The 15,215-nt window shown below is 39.9% G+C and carries 16 protein-coding genes; all 16 read right to left on the reverse strand.

What is annotated here, in order from left to right; translation table 11 throughout:
* Nucleotides 1-2 precede the first annotated feature (2 nt).
* Nucleotides 3-311, reverse strand: a complete 309-nt coding sequence (locus tag NYE32_RS06490) for an aspartyl-tRNA synthetase (protein ID WP_049553591.1) — start codon at nucleotides 309-311, stop codon at nucleotides 3-5.
* A 496-nt stretch (nucleotides 312-807) separates the two neighbouring features.
* Nucleotides 808-1,410 (reverse strand): nitroreductase family protein, encoded by a 603-nt coding sequence (locus tag NYE32_RS06495; protein WP_070838966.1) that lies wholly within the window; start codon nucleotides 1,408-1,410, stop codon nucleotides 808-810.
* 136 nt (nucleotides 1,411-1,546) lie between these two features.
* Entirely contained in the window at nucleotides 1,547-2,401 is an 855-nt protein-coding gene (locus NYE32_RS06500) for a VOC family protein (protein ID WP_156685339.1), read from the reverse strand.
* Nucleotides 2,402-2,534: 133 nt separating this feature from the next.
* The gene (locus NYE32_RS06505) at nucleotides 2,535-2,984 is read right to left on the reverse strand and encodes an Rrf2 family transcriptional regulator (RefSeq protein ID WP_339156897.1); all 450 of its coding nucleotides are present in this window, start codon (nucleotides 2,982-2,984) and stop codon (nucleotides 2,535-2,537) included.
* A 181-nt stretch (nucleotides 2,985-3,165) separates the two neighbouring features.
* Entirely contained in the window at nucleotides 3,166-4,029 is an 864-nt protein-coding gene (locus NYE32_RS06510) for an alpha/beta hydrolase (RefSeq protein WP_339156898.1), read from the reverse strand.
* Nucleotides 4,016-5,308, reverse strand: a complete 1,293-nt coding sequence (locus NYE32_RS06515; protein WP_339156899.1) for a PTS sugar transporter subunit IIC — start codon at nucleotides 5,306-5,308, stop codon at nucleotides 4,016-4,018. Before NYE32_RS06515 ends, NYE32_RS06510 begins: the two co-directional genes overlap by 14 nt.
* 187 nt (nucleotides 5,309-5,495) lie before the next feature.
* Nucleotides 5,496-6,128 (reverse strand): nitroreductase family protein, encoded by a 633-nt coding sequence (locus NYE32_RS06520; protein WP_195401229.1) that lies wholly within the window; start codon nucleotides 6,126-6,128, stop codon nucleotides 5,496-5,498.
* 90 nt (nucleotides 6,129-6,218) lie between these two features.
* Nucleotides 6,219-6,905 (reverse strand): YoaK family protein, encoded by a 687-nt coding sequence (locus NYE32_RS06525; RefSeq protein WP_195435342.1) that lies wholly within the window; start codon nucleotides 6,903-6,905, stop codon nucleotides 6,219-6,221.
* Nucleotides 6,906-7,048: 143 nt separating this feature from the next.
* Nucleotides 7,049-7,303 (reverse strand): type II toxin-antitoxin system RelE/ParE family toxin, encoded by a 255-nt coding sequence (locus tag NYE32_RS06530; RefSeq protein ID WP_195435343.1) that lies wholly within the window; start codon nucleotides 7,301-7,303, stop codon nucleotides 7,049-7,051.
* Complete coding sequence (locus NYE32_RS06535) at nucleotides 7,293-7,508, reverse strand: DUF6290 family protein (RefSeq protein ID WP_195435344.1); 216 nt, start codon at nucleotides 7,506-7,508, stop codon at nucleotides 7,293-7,295. The genes NYE32_RS06530 and NYE32_RS06535 overlap by 11 nt, the downstream gene beginning before the upstream one ends.
* Before the next feature lie 133 nt (nucleotides 7,509-7,641).
* The gene (locus tag NYE32_RS06540) at nucleotides 7,642-8,484 is read right to left on the reverse strand and encodes an aldo/keto reductase (RefSeq protein WP_195435345.1); all 843 of its coding nucleotides are present in this window, start codon (nucleotides 8,482-8,484) and stop codon (nucleotides 7,642-7,644) included.
* Nucleotides 8,485-8,614: 130 nt separating this feature from the next.
* Nucleotides 8,615-9,616, reverse strand: coding sequence for a UDP-glucose 4-epimerase GalE (gene galE, locus NYE32_RS06545; protein WP_195435346.1), 1,002 nt, complete (start codon nucleotides 9,614-9,616; stop codon nucleotides 8,615-8,617).
* Nucleotides 9,617-9,745: 129 nt separating this feature from the next.
* On the reverse strand, nucleotides 9,746-11,356 hold the full coding sequence (locus NYE32_RS06550; RefSeq protein WP_339156900.1) for an alpha-glucosidase: 1,611 nt from the start codon (nucleotides 11,354-11,356) through the stop codon (nucleotides 9,746-9,748).
* Nucleotides 11,357-11,578: 222 nt separating this feature from the next.
* On the reverse strand, nucleotides 11,579-13,042 hold the full coding sequence (gene gtfA, locus NYE32_RS06555; RefSeq protein ID WP_339156901.1) for a sucrose phosphorylase: 1,464 nt from the start codon (nucleotides 13,040-13,042) through the stop codon (nucleotides 11,579-11,581).
* Nucleotides 13,035-13,970, reverse strand: coding sequence for a carbohydrate kinase (locus NYE32_RS06560; RefSeq protein WP_339156903.1), 936 nt, complete (start codon nucleotides 13,968-13,970; stop codon nucleotides 13,035-13,037). The genes gtfA and NYE32_RS06560 overlap by 8 nt, the downstream gene beginning before the upstream one ends.
* A gap of 106 nt (nucleotides 13,971-14,076) precedes the next feature.
* Nucleotides 14,077-15,210, reverse strand: coding sequence for a sn-glycerol-3-phosphate ABC transporter ATP-binding protein UgpC (gene ugpC, locus NYE32_RS06565; protein ID WP_156209591.1), 1,134 nt, complete (start codon nucleotides 15,208-15,210; stop codon nucleotides 14,077-14,079).
* Between the last annotated feature and the right edge of the window lie 5 nt (nucleotides 15,211-15,215).

Below are 15,215 nucleotides of genomic sequence, written 5' to 3' on the forward strand. Positions count from 1 at the left end.
CCTTATAGTTGAATACCTTGAATATCTTCGATGCGGACTAATTTGGTTTCCCTCTGTTGTTTATGATTCACACGAGTCAGTTTGACCCAATCTTCATCGATATCTATAATTTCATACTCAAATCCAACACCATCTACTGTAACAGTGGCCGTTTGGCCTTTCAATTCTTCTAAAAGTCTAGACATTTCTTTATTTCCTTTCACTTGTTTTTCTAATCGTCTGATACGTCTGTTCAATCCTTTTATCTTCTTTTCTGAGCTTGCATAAAATATAACTATAAAAGGGATAAAAAGAATCCATATGGCTCCCATAAGAATACCTCTCCTTCTTTCGTCTAAAACTATTGTAACGCTTCTTTTTATTTTTGACAAGTATCTTTGTCAAAAATAAAAAGGATATTGTCAAAATCATTGGAAATATGATATAAATAACACAACTTTTCTAACATCTTATAGCACTTCTCCTTCAAAAAAATGACTTGGAAAAATTGATATGCAAGATGCCGTTACAAAAGCGCCCGAAACCAAATAGTTTCAGATACTCGGAAATTGGGAAAATTGTCTTAGCCCGAGCCTAAAAATTTAAAATCTAGAAACTTAAAACTTAGTCATGAAACTTCGAAAAAGATTGCTGACGTCCGGTGTCACCTTAGCAAAATTCAAGCTATAACTTTCCTTGGGTATTACTATTTTTAAGATAAAAAAATAACAAGATTTCTCAATCTTGCTAATTTTTTTGTCTTATCATTATGATTTTGTTCAGTCAGTATGTAGCCTACTGGCAAGCTGACTGACTAAATTAAAGTGATTATTTGTCGCCAAAAACTTTGAAACGACCTTCTGTTTGGATGTCTTTATCTCCTGCTGGTGCAACGATTTGACCAAATGGCGCTTGAGCACGGAGTTTCCAGTTAGCTGGAATGTCATATTTTTCAGCCAATTGAGCATCAACAAGTGGATTGTAGTGTTGTACGTTCATACCGATATTCTTCTCAGCCAAAGCCAACCATGTCGCATAAAGGGCGATTCCATGACCTTGCTCTGACCAAATTGGGAAGTTTTCAGCGTAAAGTGGGAATTGCTCTTGAAGGCCTTTCACTACATCTTGATCTTCGTAGAAGAGGATTGTTCCCTTAGCTTGAGCAAAACCTGCCAAACGTTCTTTTGTTGCCTCAAAAGCTTCTGCTGGCGTTACTTTTTCAAGCTCTGAATAAGCGATTTCATTCCAGAAAGCATCTGATTCTTCATCCAGCAAAATCACCACACGTGATGTTTGTGAGTTAAAGGCTGTCGGTGTGTTAAGAACAGCCCCTTGAATGGTTTCAATCAATTCTTGGTTAGAGAGCTCAAGGTCTTTTCCCAAAGCATAAATTGAACGACGTTTTGTTTGTAAGTCTGTAAAGTAGGTCATAGTTATTCCCTCTTTCTTTGTGATGAATGTTAATTGTTAAAATTGTTAAGTTTATTTGTAATAACTTTGATTACAATAACCATTATAGACCTTTCAAATGTAATGTCAATAGTTACGACTTAAAAATCACTAATTATTAATATTTTTTTCTTACCCGTGTCAAAATACCATCATTATCCTCGAAGATTAACGCATTAGAAGATAACCATTTGACCTCTGCTCCACGATTCTTAGCACGTTCTGCTATGGGAATCAAATCTTCTTTGTCTTCTACTTCAAGGACGTAGTAGGCAAGACCAATCATCCCTTTTTCACGTTTGGCTAAGTTTTTGCCACCCCATTCATTGACAGCTAAGTGGTGATGGTAATCACCTGAAGCAATCCAACTAGCACTTGAAATGGTAAACTTATCTGCCAGCTCCAAAACATTCTGATAAAAAGCCGTTGCTAGCTGACTATCTTTGACCGATAAATGAATATGCCCCATACGAGTATCCTTAGCTATCACAAAAGGCTCAACCTTGTGTCTCATCTCGTAAATTTCTTGAGCTGATAGTTCTTCTGTTACACCAACGATGCGACCATCCTCACGAATATCCCATTCAGCAACAGGCTTGTCTCTATAGAGCTCAATACCATTGCCTTCAAGGTCTTCCAAATAAAGGGCTTCACTATAACCGTGGTCAGCTGCACCGACAAATGGATAATCTAGCTCAGCAATATGTTTGAAAATATCTGCCAGATCCTCGCGAGACGGCAACAAAATCGCCATATGGTAAAGACCATAACTAGACTTGACCGCTTGCTCATGATTGGTTTGAATCAAGTGGACCAAGGGATTGTTTCCCGCTCCTAAAACAACTTCTGTTTCCGTTTGGCTTAGGATTTCAAGTCCAATAATCTGTGTATAAAAGGCTGTCTGACGTGCCAAGTCCTTCACATTGAGTACCGTCTCTGCGAGGTAAATCTTACTATTGTAGTCGTATGTCATATGTTTTTCTCCTTTGTTGTAATCATTTATATGACATTATTATACTTAGTTTTATTGTAATGTCAATTATTACAACCTAAAATTAAAAAGAAACCGAAAAACTTTCGATTTCTTATAGTTTAAAATCTAAAAATCAAGCTCCAGCTTCTTTCCAGTTGGCCTTAGCATCCTTTAAAATACCAGCCAAAGTTTTCTTTTCGAGTTCTTTTTCCATTGCCATTTGAACGTCTTCTAGGCTCTGATCCAAAATCCCATGAATATTACGTCCTACTGGACACGCTGGATTAGGATTGTCATGAAAACTAAAGAGTTTGCCACTTGGACCGATGCTATCCACCGCACGATAAACCTGCAAAAGGTTAATCTCCTCTGCTGCCTTGGTTAATGTGGCTCCTCCACTTCCCCTTTGAACTGAAATCAAGTCTGCTTTCTTCAGTTGCGACAAGGTTTTGCGGATAATAACTGGATTAACCCCCACACTACCTGCCATTAAATCACTGGTTAGCTTAGTTTCATTTCCCTTATTTTGTGCTATAAGGGTCAAAATATGAACAGCAATGGTAAAACGACTTGGAATTTGCATATCAAGAACCTCTCATTCATCTTTTTCATTTCAATCAATTATAACAAAACCAACGTTGTAAAACAAGTAGTTACAACAACTTATAGAGTTAGTCTTACACTAAAAAAATAGAGCCATCGTAGACTCTATTCTTTTGTATTTGATAATAACTAACTAGACTAATAATACATAGTATTCTAGCCTATTGAGGTTCTAGATTGGTCTTTTGCTTCTTACGAACACCTTGTCCTTCGATATGTTGTTTGATTAGTTCCACTACTTCATCATTGGTTGGTAAATCCGAGTGTTGGGCATCTTCACCTGTAACAGTGATTTCAGTATAACTTTTTGCCTGATTCTGATAGATATATTTCCCAGCGGACACACTAGCATCGGGAACCAATTCGTCCGAATCATAGGTGATGGTTCCCGCTACCGAATAGACATGTAGGGTAGCCGGAATATTCTCCTTAGCAGCTATAAAGTCTGCTAGCATGACCGATTTATTTTTAATATTGGTTTCAGTGAAATTATAGGGCGTTCCGATAGTCATCAAAGAATTTATCTTGACATCGTAGTCGCTAAGATAATTTTCAATAAAAGCTGTATAAATCAAGCCACCATTTGAATGCCCCAACCCTTTAAAATTATTGAAATTGTATTTATTCTGCAAGGCTTCAAATGCCTGATTCATCATCTTGGTTTGTTTCTTGATATTGTTATAGCCATCTTTGTTATTCTCAAATCCAATAACAATGACTGGCTCGTTATCCTTATCCTTGATTTTACCCTCAAAGGTAATCCGTCCATTGTTCCAGACCTTGACTTTGAGAAGGCTATGCTTGACACCAGGACGGTCTTGATTGAGTTTATGTACTAGGCCGTCGAATCTATTTTCCGTAGCGGAGCTCCCTGGAATCATGATAATGGGAGACAATTTTGAATTATAGAAAGTCTCTATTTCCTTGACATTTTTCCTAGTCCAACTATAGGATGGGACGGCTAGCCCAATGAGAAAGAAAGCAACAAGGATAAAGACCAACTTAGTTTTTTTATTTAGTTTCAATGCCCTCTCCTTCCTCTTTTAGACCGTGTTGTACTTTATTAGACAGACGCACAAATGGAATAAAGATAACAATGTCGACTGCAAAACAGAGCAGACTAACAGCAAGAGCTCGTAAACTACCCCCAGTTCCGATAAAGGCGAAAAGAAGACTTGGTGTACCATCTGGAACTGGATAAACCGCAGCTGGCATAAGATGAATAGCCAAGGCCACCGCAGCAATACCCATATTGATTATAGGTGCCAATAGGAAAGGAACCAGATAAACTAAATTAAGCAAGACTGGTATCCCCACCATAAATGGAGCCCCATTGTTAAAGAGACTAGGAAAGACACTTAGAAGACTCACCTTCTTATCCTTATAACTGGTTGATGCTAAAAGCAGAGCCACCAAGAGGGCTAGCCCTGAGCCAATGCCAGCAACCAAGCCATAACTATGATAAAGATTCGTTAGTGTGTAAAGGTGGGGAAGCCCAGTCGTCGTATGATGGGAAACAGCATAGGTCAAATTTTCCAAGGCAAAACTATCCTCGGCAATTGAATTTAGGGCAAAAGCCTGACTATTTCCAATCCAAGCAGAAAAAGTGTTCAAAAGTCCCATCATAAAGGTTGAGAACAGGTGATTATCAGTTACAGTAAAGGTAGAGGTAACCTGCCTAATCGTCAGAAAAACATTATCTTGCTCTCCAATCACAAAGAGAATGTTAAGTCCAATAGCTAAAATGAGTGACAAAAAAATGGGACGGACGGTCTTTGGTTGATAAATATAGTCCTTGTCCACAATCTGATCATCACTAGCTCTTGAAAAGCGAAAAATCTGGCCAACCAGATAGCCCACAAAGATAGCCAACATAATGTTGAATGAAGCCGGTAAATTGATGCGAGTCAAAACACCATCGTTTAGCGGTGACAGCAACAGCTCCTGCGATCCTATAATTAAGCTAACCAAAAGGGATGTCACACCAGCTGTACCAGTACTTCTACCATAGTGACCAGCTGTGTATTTTCCTGCAAAGTAGGTCGATAAGGGCCCGGCTAAGCCACCAAGAAAGTTGGAAAGATTAATGAGCACCTGCCCAGTTATCTTAAAGGCCGGTAACCAGTCAGAAACTGAAAACAATTGGTTAATATAACCAAGCTCCGAAAAGACAGATAGTGAAATCACCCGAATAATTCCTGAGAATAGGAAAAAGGGAAAGAGCGAAACCAAGGTTTTCTGCGTAATTTGGACGAAGCCTCGCTCACGAAACCAGAGAAACCTCTGGACCAAATAGTTTGTCATAAAAGACTCCTAGTAAAAGGCAAAATAAACTTTACATTTAACATTTTTCTTCATTATAACACAAAGGAAAAGGACTTACCTTAATCATGGGTTAAAGCAACTACCCAATCTTACTAAAAACACTTAGCTATCTCTTAATATAAAAAACCGTAAGCCTCCACTTCCGAGACTTACGGTCAATTATTTATTAAGCAAAAGTCGTTACATCAGAGGCATCCAGACGAACAGACTCAAAGCCTTCTTCATTGGCTTTCCCAAGAGCAATGAGCAAAACTGGTACATGACGGTCTTCATCAAGTCCAAAGGCTTTGGCGAGACCTTCTTTTTTATAGCCACCAATGGCATTAGTATCGTAACCATAAGAACGAGCGACCAACATCAACTGCATAGCAGCAAGGCTAGCATCAATGTGGACAATTTCATTCATCATTTCTCGAGGAGCATTTTCATACATTGGTACAATGCTTGACAGTTGTTTTTCTTTGACTTCTTCAGGCATTTTTCCTTGAGCAACAGCCTTACCGTAGATATCTTCAGCTCTTTCTTGGCTCTTCAAATCGGCAAAAATAAGGACCATGGCTGAGGATGTTTCATTTTGCACACCATTGTAGCTGACGAAAGGTGTCAATTTTTCCTTGCCCTCTTCGCTATCAACGACGACAAAACGCCAAGGTTGCATGTTGACTGATGATGGTGCTGTAACAGTCTTATCTAGGATTTCCAACAGTTCTTCTCGCGGAATCTTAACAGATGGATCAAAATTACGAATGGAACGACGGTTATATACGATATCTGAAAAATCATTGCTCACTACAGGCATCTTATGTCTCCTTTTTTTGATTAAATGAAAATAATATAATCAAAATTATAACACAAGACAATTGTTATCAAAAATATTTGCTACAGACGACTAAAGATTAGTTTCCTTGAGTCCCAGACGTTTCACTTCAGATGAATAGTAAACCATAATCGTAATCAAGCTAATAGTGATTAGCCAGATTGACTTAAGGTGCACAAAATGCATCAGAACCGCTGAGACGATAGCACCAACGACAAAGCTTCCTACGATAAAGCTATAATTGACAGCCTGACGACGATATTCTCTCTGATCACCACTTCCCTGAATGGCATAATAGAGGGCCGTTAACATCCTTCGATAATTTCCTGATGTCATAAATATCACGAAGGGATGATTCTCAATCTGACTGCCAGTAAAAGTCTTCATCATGATACCTGCAGAAAAAGCGATAATCGGGAGCTCAATCAAGGCATTTGAAGGTAGAAAAGGCAGGATAGCTGTCATCACACAAAGTGGAAGAAGACCATAAACACGCCAGTAAGCATTCTTACGCTGGTCTTTAAACCACATGCCAAAAAGAAAGCCTAAAGAAAAGAATAGGATTGAAAAGCAACGCAACAAGTTATAGTACATACTACTGTTCTGCCAGTCAGCGACCAAGAGAAGGATATTCCCAGTCTGTGTAGCAACCAAACTATGATAGTACATATGACAAAAGACATCCAAAGCCCCTCCCGAGAAACTCAACAAATTAGCCATCAGACGCGTATTTTGAGGAAGAAGGTTCCGAGATTCCATAGCATAACTTCCCTTCTAATAGTAATTGATATGATAGTCTTATTATAGCAAATTCGGGCACACACATTATAAAAAACAACCCTCATGAGTTGCTTCTATCCTATTAAAAATTAACTGTATCAGGATCATCCTGAGTTTTAATGCTAATAGATATCACGTCTATGACCGACTTCGAGGGAAAGTATAATTAGTTCATTGTCCTGAATATTGACAATAACACGATAAGCACCAACACCATAACGCCATTGGCCTGTTCGATTAGCAACTAAGGCCTTACCCTTGGCTCTTGGATTCTCTGTCACGCGATTGAGATAAGTCTTAATTTGTTTTCTGACAAAGGGATCTAACTTTTTAAAACTTTTGGCAAATTTAGGGGTTGGTATTATCTTATAGGTCATCCCAATTTAACACCTCCCCACTGTTTTCTAGATAGGCTTCATATTCTGTCAAAGCCAAATCGGCTACTCTAGCATCGTATTCATCCTCAATGGCTTCTAAAGTTTTGGTACGAATTAATTCTGACAAGGATACCCCTTCAAATTTCGCAATTGCCTGCATGAACTTCTTATCTGCTTCTGAAACTTTCAATGTAATTGTTGTCATATCCTTAACCTCGTTCTCTTTTGTAACACCATTGTATTACCACTCCTCCTTTTTGTCAATTTTGATCATAGATTCATACTTTTATTCGTAAAACAATAGAAAAAGCAACCCTCACGAGTTGCTTGCAATTCTATTAAAAATTAACTGTGTCAGGATTATCCTGAGTTTTGATGCCTTGAATCTTATCCAATACTGCCATATCTTCCTCTGACAAATCAAAGTCAAAGATATCCAAGTTGGCTTCAATATTTTTTGCTGTCACTGACTTAGGTAGTGGCAAGAAACCTTTTTGAAGGCTCCAACGTAGGGCAACTTGAGCCACAGATTTTCCGTTACGTTCAGCCACTGCTTCAACGTCCTCATTCCCAAAAATACTACCAGTTCCTAGTGGGCTGTAGGCTTCAAGAAGAATGTCACGCTCTTGGCAATAGACAACCAAATCTTCTTGGGAACAACCTGGAGCCAAGAGAATTTGGTTAACATGTGGCACAATTTCAGCCGTTTCAAGGAGAGCTTCGAGGTGATGTTGCATAAAGTTAGACACACCGATAGCACGCACCTTACCTTCTTTGTAGGCTTCTTCCATTGCCTTCCAAGCACCTGCATTGCCAGCCTTCCAAGCATCATTCTCACGAAGAGCCTTTGGATTAGGCCAATGGATGAGCAAAAGATCCAAATAATCCACACCTAATCTTTCGAGAGACTCATTGATAGAGGTCTTAGCCAATTCGTAATCGTGCTTGTCATTCCAGAGTTTAGTCGTTAGGAAAATATCTTCACGAGCCACATCACTATCAGCAATCGCCTTACCTACAGAGACCTCGTTACCGTAGATTTGTGCTGTATCGATATGTGTGTAACCCGCCTTAAGTGCGAAATTAACGCTGTTATAAGCTTCTTCCCCTTCTGGAATCTGCCAAGTCCCAAAACCAATTTTAGGAATTTTAACGCCATTTGAAAGTGTATATGTTTCCATCCTGTTCTCCTTTTCAAGTTGTAACAGAACTATCTTAAAAGATATGAGATAAAAATGCAAAGATTTGCTATGGCTATGAAAAAGCTCCAAATGGTAGTTTATGACCAGATGGAGCTCCTATTCCTGATGATTAATCTCTATCGTCATAGCCTTTTGGATGGCTAGAATGCCATGCCCAGGCACTTTGGATGATTTTTTCGATATTGTCAAATTGTGGTTTCCAGCCCAGTACTGTACGAGCCTTTTCAGAGGATGCAATCAATGTATCTGGATCACCAGGACGACGATCAGCTTTCTCAGCTGGAATTTCTTTACCTGTTACCTTGCGAGCTGCTTCAAGGATTTGAAGATTTGAGAATCCAGTTGAAGAGCCAAGATTGAAGGCTGTTGACTCATTGCCCTTGCGGAGATATTCCACTGCCAAAAGGTGGGCATCCGCCAAGTCGAATGGATGCACATAGTCACGAACATTTGTACCATCTGGAGTATTGTAGTCGTCACCAAAAATCATGATTTTCTCACGAACCCCTTGAGCCACTTGGAGAATAATTGGCAAGAGGTGGGTTTCAGGACCGTGATCCTCTCCGATAGAACCATCAGGTTTGGCACCCGCCACATTAAAGTAACGAAGAGGGACATACTTGATGCCGTAAGCTTGGTCTGACCACTTCATAATGGTTTCCATCATGAGCTTGCTCTCACCATAGGGATTGATTGGCTTTTGTGGTGTGGTCTCAAGGATAGGAATTTCTTCTGGGATACCGTAAGTTGCTGCTGTTGATGAGAAGACAATGTATTTGACATCGCATTCGTTCATGACTTCAAGCAACTTCACCATACCAGCAGTGTTATTGTCGAAATACTTAAGTGGCTTTTCCATAGACTCAGCCACAAGTGAGTAGGCCGCAAAGTGAATAACGGCATCGACATCAGGATTTTCCTTAAAGACCTTACGCATAAAGTCCTGATCTGCCAAATCTCCCTCGTAGAATACCGCGTCTGGATGGACTGCCGCACGGTGACCCGTCACCAAGTTATCCACGACAACGACTTTTTCTTGGCCCGCTTCAACCAAACGGTCCACCATGTGAGAACCGATGTAACCAGCCCCACCTAAAACTAAGATTGCCATAAAATTTACCTTTTTCTTATTTTTCTATTATTATAACATAATTCTAGTCTACAGGACTAACCTGAGTTAAGTAAGGGGAAAGAAGATAAAAAATGGTCATCAACAGTTAGTTGACAACCATTTTTCTTTCTATCTCACCTTGACACAAAGGGCATCCCAAGCTTGGAGTTTGCCTTGGTCTGTAATTGGCTCTAATTCGGTATTTGAAATGACAACTTCTGCTCTTTCGAAATCATAACAGAAGTCTTGTTCTTGGTCTGATAGGTTGACTACAACCAGATAACTGCTATCTTTGGTTTTCCGAATGTAAGCAAAGACTTTGTCAGTTGTCTCCAAGAGTTCAAAGTCAGCATCTACCAACCAATCTTGAGTCTTACGAAGCTCTACGAGCTTCTGATATGTATAGAAAATCGATTCTGGATTGGCAAGGGCTGATTCAACATTTATGTCCTTATAGTTTGGATTAACAGGTAACCAAGTCTTATCCGATATGCTAAATCCAGCATTTTTAGACGTATCCCATTGCATTGGTGTTCGAGCATTGTCACGACCCACCTGACGGATTTGGTCCATGATAACTTCTATCGATGCCCCTTTTTCGAGAGCTTCTTTGGCATAGTTGAGAGATTCAATGTCATTCAATTCTTCCAAAGTTCTAAATGGATAATTGGTCATGCCGATTTCTTCGCCCTGATAAATGTAAGGTGTTCCCCTCATCAGATGAAGGAGGATAGCCAAGGCCTTGGCTGATTTCTCACGATAGACACCAGTATCTCCCCACATTGAGAGAATACGAGGCAGATCATGATTATTCCAAAAAAGTGAGTTCCACCCTTGTCCCAACTCTAACTCGGTTTGCCATTTATTAAAAATAGCCTTAAGTGCTGTAACATCCAACTCCTTCTCATACTCCCATTTAGGGCTATCTGGCTTATGCTGAAGTCCAATATGTTCAAACTGGAAAACCATGGAAAGTTCTTGATTATCTGGATTTGAATACTGTTTAGCAATTTCAGGTGTTGCTCCCCAGGTTTCACCAACGGTTAGAAGGTCGTGCTTTCCAAAGCTTGCCTGGTTCATCTCCTTGATGTAATCGTGAAGTTTTGGACCGTTTGTATCAATCAGTTGATCTGGGATCTTACCAATCATATCAATCACATCCATGCGGAAACCACCGATTCCCTTATCAATCCAGAAATTCATCATGTCATAAACTTTCTGGCGCAACCGTGGATTTTCCCAGTTGAGGTCTGGCTGTTTCTTACTAAAGAAATGCAGATAATATTGGCCTGAGGTCTCATCATATTCCCAAGCGGAGCCACTAAAGATAGATACTAACTCATTAGGTTTGTCTCGCCAGATATAGAAATCACGTTCAGGACTTTCTGGATTTTCACGCGCTTCGATGAACCATGCATGCTCATCAGACGTATGGTTAACCACCAAGTCCATAACAATTTGAATATCACGCTTCTTGGCCTCCGCCAAAAGCTCATCCATGTCACTCATATCCCCAAAAATATCCGCAATAGCCTCATAGTTAGCAATATCATAACCATTGTCGTCCATTGGGCTATCATAAACAGGAGAAAGCCAAAGAGCTGTAATTCCGAGTTTTTGAAGATAATCTAGTTTACTTGTAATCCCCTTGAGGTCACCAATGCCATCACCGTTGGAATCCATGAACGACTTGGGGTAAATTTGATAAATTGTAGCTTTATGCCACCAATGTTTTTGCATATTTGTCTCCCTTTCGAAAATCATTCTTTAGTTGTTTTGACTGCTTACTAGCCAGATTAACTTTCTTGAGTTAAGGTAAGCAGTTTTCATTACTAGTTATATTTTACGCTTCTTATCTATTTGTGCAAGCGTTTTCGTTCTTTATTTTGAAAAAGTTCTCCTGGAGATAGGGGAGAACTTTCATATATCTGTTATCAATTATCGATAACAAGGATAACATAATTAAATAGTGAAGACTTTTTCCTGACCATCTTCCGTGTATGCCACACGTCCAGTTTTAGCTTTCAAATCAATGGTTAAACCTGCACGTTCAGCACCATTTTCCCAAGAGAGCACCAATTCAGTTGGACTTGTAGCTTGAGCAGTGAAATCGCCTTCGAAGGCTGGGTGTTGATTTCGGAAACGGATAAGGTTAACTAAACGTTTAACCACTTCAGTTTCTGCCGCTGCCGCGATTTCTTTTTCATCAAAATTATGACGGTTGATTTCACGACCATCACCTCGTGCTTCGACTGCTTCAATATCGTTCTTACCTGCAAGTAAACCAACGTAGTAGATTTGTGGAATACCTGGTGTGAAGACTTGTAAAGCACGTGCAGCGAGATAAGTATCATCATCTTCATCAAAGAGAGAATAAATCGTCGAGCGAATTTGATGGACATCAAAGCCATCCTCATCCTTATGCTCATCCGATACGATAAGACTGAGGTTAGCACCACGATCCAATGCCAAGTCAACCAACTTACGGGCCTCTTTACTATCGATAAGTCCATCTAAATCTGGTTTAACCGGAAGGCCATCATGGCAATCAAGCATCGTGAATTGACCATGTGGACGTGTTTGGAGATAATCAACAAGGAACTTAGATTCTTCATTACTAAGAGCCTCAAAAATACGGTACGGCAAGATAAAGTCATAAATCCAGCAACCATGCTCTGCCAATTTGTATTGAATAGAGTAATGGGCGTGCACCTCTGGCAAGAGAGCAATATCGTAAGATTTCGCCACACCAAGAATCCAGTCAAGGAAATCATAGATATCAGGCTCTACAAAGAAACATGATGTTCCAAGTTTTTTCAAAACATAGCCGACAGCATCTAGTCGAATAATCTTAACGCCATTGTCATGGAAATGTTTGAAAATATCGACAAACAGTTGTTTTACTTGCTCTGAGTGTACATCCAAGTCAATTTGTTCAGATGGGGTTGTTTTACCAAAAGTTGTCCAAACTTTTTCTACTTCACCAGTTTTTTCAATAATGAACTCTGAATACGGTACTTTACGTCGCAAGAACATTTGATCGATATCAGATTGAACTGGCACACCATCTTCCCAGATTTTTTCAAGCGTCAAGAAATAATCAGCATATTGAGAATCACGGCCATTCTTCAAGAAATCTTGGAAATATGGAGATTTTTGAGAAATGTGGTTAACCATGATATCAAGAAGAATATCGTAATCCTCTGCTAGATTTCTCACATCCTCCCAGTCACCAAACTGAGGATCGATTTCAAAATAGGTTAATGGTGCGAAACCACGGTCCCCTGAAGAAGGGTAGGGGGGCAAAATGTGGATTCCACCTTCAAAAAGGTTAGGGAAGTAAGTATCTAGATTTGATTTGAGTGCTTTTAAATTTCCACCAAGTGAGTCTGGATAGGTAATGAGTTGTACCTTATTTTTAACCATTTAATGCATCCTCCAGTTCTTCCAATGTTGGTAATTCAACGACTGCTCCAACATACTGTAATTTATAGGCTGAGGTACGACTGCCATCGTCTACAGCTTCTAGAATTGTTTTTCCTTTACAAAGCCCTGTGTAGAAGCCTGACCAGAAAGCATCACCTGCACCTGTCGCATCGACAACCTTGGTAGCTTTGGTTTTTCTATGAACCATTTGCTCTCCATTAGCAACAACTAGACCATCTTTGCCAAGTGTCATGACGACCAGTTTAGCACCCAAATCCAGGAATTTCTTGATTTGATTGTCAACAGTATCTGGTCCAAAAATGCGTTCGGCGTCATCTTCAGAAGGTTTGATAATATCTACATGTTTAATCAACTCTTTTATGTAGTCAATACCGTCATGTCCTTCTTGCCAGAGGGCAGGATGATAGTTAGGGTCAAAGGAAATCAAGGTTCCTTCTGCTTTGGCTTGTTCAATCAAGTTCTCAATAGTTTTGCGGGAGTGTTCTTGAGAAATTGGCCAAGATGAGAAATGAAGAATCTTGCTTTCAGAAGCCAGTTCTTTTAGTTCGTTAGTGTAATCCAGCTGGTAATCTGCACCACGATAAAAGATAGGAATCGGTGTGCAAGTCGTTTTATTGACCAAAACCATACTGGTAGATGCTTTATTTTCCTGAATAATGCCATCTGTTAGACTACGCTGTTTGATAGTCTCTTTCAAAAACTCGCCCATACGGTCTTTACCCACAGCAGCTACCAAAGCTGAGCGTCCACCTAAGGCTTTGACGTTCATGGCAATATTAGCAGGGGAGCCTCCAAAGAAAGGATGATAACTCCCTTCAAGATCAATCATGTCCACTAAAACCTCGCCCACTGTAAGCACATCAATTGCTTTTTCTTCCAAAGGTAAAGGCTTTTCTAAATCATACATACTTGTCTCCTTATATCAGTTTTCAAAGAAAATTGCCACCTGATAGTTTGCCTTGGACAATCGTCAGGACATTTTTGCTCTATCAGAGGACAATTTTCAAATAGTTTTAACGAATAGCTTTTTCAGTAGTCACATCGAAGAAGTGTCCTTTAGCAACATTGAATGTCAAGGTAACTTTTTCGCCTGGATTGTGGAAGTCACGGGCATCAACACGGGCTGCAAACTCATCGTGACCGATTTTGACGTAAAGCATAGTTTCAGCTCCGAGGAGTTCAGCGACATTTACTTCTGCTTCTACAGTAGCATTTGGATAAGCTTCACGAGCAACAAGTTCACTTGTAACATCCTCTGGACGGATACCAAAGATGACTTTCTTACCAAGGTAACCTTTGTCTTTCAAAATTTTAAGTTGACCAAGTGGTACTTCAAGCTCAACCCCACTAGCACTCACAATCTTGTCGTCGTGAACAGTAACTTCAAAGAAGTTCATAGCAGGGCTACCGATGAAGCCAGCCACAAATTTATTGGCTGGAGTGTTATAGAGTTCTTGAGGTGTACCGATTTGTTCCACACGTCCGATTGTTCCTGAACCATCAGGATTTTTTGTTGAACTCATGATGACGATACGATCAGCCAAGGTCATAGCTTCAGTTTGGTCGTGAGTAACATAGATTGTTGTTGAACCGATACGTTGGTGGATTTTAGCGATTTCAGCACGCATTGACACACGAAGCTTAGCATCCAAGTTTGAGAGAGGTTCGTCCATGAGGAAGACTTTGGCGTCACGAACGATGGCACGTCCCATAGCTACACGTTGGCGTTGCCCACCTGAAAGATCAGCTGGTTTACGTTCCAAAAATTCTTTCAGTCCAAGAATATCTGCTGCTTCACGAACACGTTTATCAATTTCTTCCTTGCTGTATTTACGTAATTTAAGACCAAACGCCATGTTATCGTAAACCGTCATATGAGGGTAAAGAGCGTAGTTTTGGAAAACCATAGCGATGTCACGATCTTTAGGTGATTTGTCGTTAACGACTTCACCATCGATTTTCAATTGTCCTTCAGTGATGTCTTCAAGTCCTGCCACCATGCGAAGTGTTGTTGATTTACCACACCCTGATGGTCCGACAAAGACGATGAACTCTTTATCTTTGATATTGAGGTTAAAATCTTCAACTGCATAATGTGTAGCATTTGGGTATTTTTTGTGAATGTGGTTAAGGTTTAATTCGACCATTGTTT

Origin of the sequence: Streptococcus sp. FSL R7-0248, from assembly GCF_037967965.1 — a bacterium.
Taxonomy (GTDB): domain Bacteria; phylum Bacillota; class Bacilli; order Lactobacillales; family Streptococcaceae; genus Streptococcus.

Coding starts and splice junctions, on each gene's coding strand:
- NYE32_RS06540 (WP_195435345.1), bottom strand. CDS start 8,484: ATGGAAACATATACACTTTCAAATGGCGTTAAAATTCCTAAAATTGGT.
- galE (WP_195435346.1), bottom strand. CDS start 9,616: ATGGCAATCTTAGTTTTAGGTGGGGCTGGTTACATCGGTTCTCACATG.
- NYE32_RS06495 (WP_070838966.1), bottom strand. CDS start 1,410: ATGACCTACTTTACAGACTTACAAACAAAACGTCGTTCAATTTATGCT.
- NYE32_RS06525 (WP_195435342.1), bottom strand. CDS start 6,905: ATGGAATCTCGGAACCTTCTTCCTCAAAATACGCGTCTGATGGCTAAT.
- NYE32_RS06505 (WP_339156897.1), bottom strand. CDS start 2,984: ATGCAAATTCCAAGTCGTTTTACCATTGCTGTTCATATTTTGACCCTT.
- NYE32_RS06500 (WP_156685339.1), bottom strand. CDS start 2,401: ATGACATACGACTACAATAGTAAGATTTACCTCGCAGAGACGGTACTC.
- ugpC (WP_156209591.1), bottom strand. CDS start 15,210: ATGGTCGAATTAAACCTTAACCACATTCACAAAAAATACCCAAATGCT.
- NYE32_RS06530 (WP_195435343.1), bottom strand. CDS start 7,303: ATGACCTATAAGATAATACCAACCCCTAAATTTGCCAAAAGTTTTAAA.
- NYE32_RS06560 (WP_339156903.1), bottom strand. CDS start 13,970: ATGTATGATTTAGAAAAGCCTTTACCTTTGGAAGAAAAAGCAATTGAT.
- NYE32_RS06550 (WP_339156900.1), bottom strand. CDS start 11,356: ATGCAAAAACATTGGTGGCATAAAGCTACAATTTATCAAATTTACCCC.
- NYE32_RS06535 (WP_195435344.1), bottom strand. CDS start 7,508: ATGACAACAATTACATTGAAAGTTTCAGAAGCAGATAAGAAGTTCATG.
- NYE32_RS06490 (WP_049553591.1), bottom strand. CDS start 311: ATGGGAGCCATATGGATTCTTTTTATCCCTTTTATAGTTATATTTTAT.
- NYE32_RS06515 (WP_339156899.1), bottom strand. CDS start 5,308: ATGACAAACTATTTGGTCCAGAGGTTTCTCTGGTTTCGTGAGCGAGGC.
- gtfA (WP_339156901.1), bottom strand. CDS start 13,042: ATGGTTAAAAATAAGGTACAACTCATTACCTATCCAGACTCACTTGGT.
- NYE32_RS06520 (WP_195401229.1), bottom strand. CDS start 6,128: ATGCCTGTAGTGAGCAATGATTTTTCAGATATCGTATATAACCGTCGT.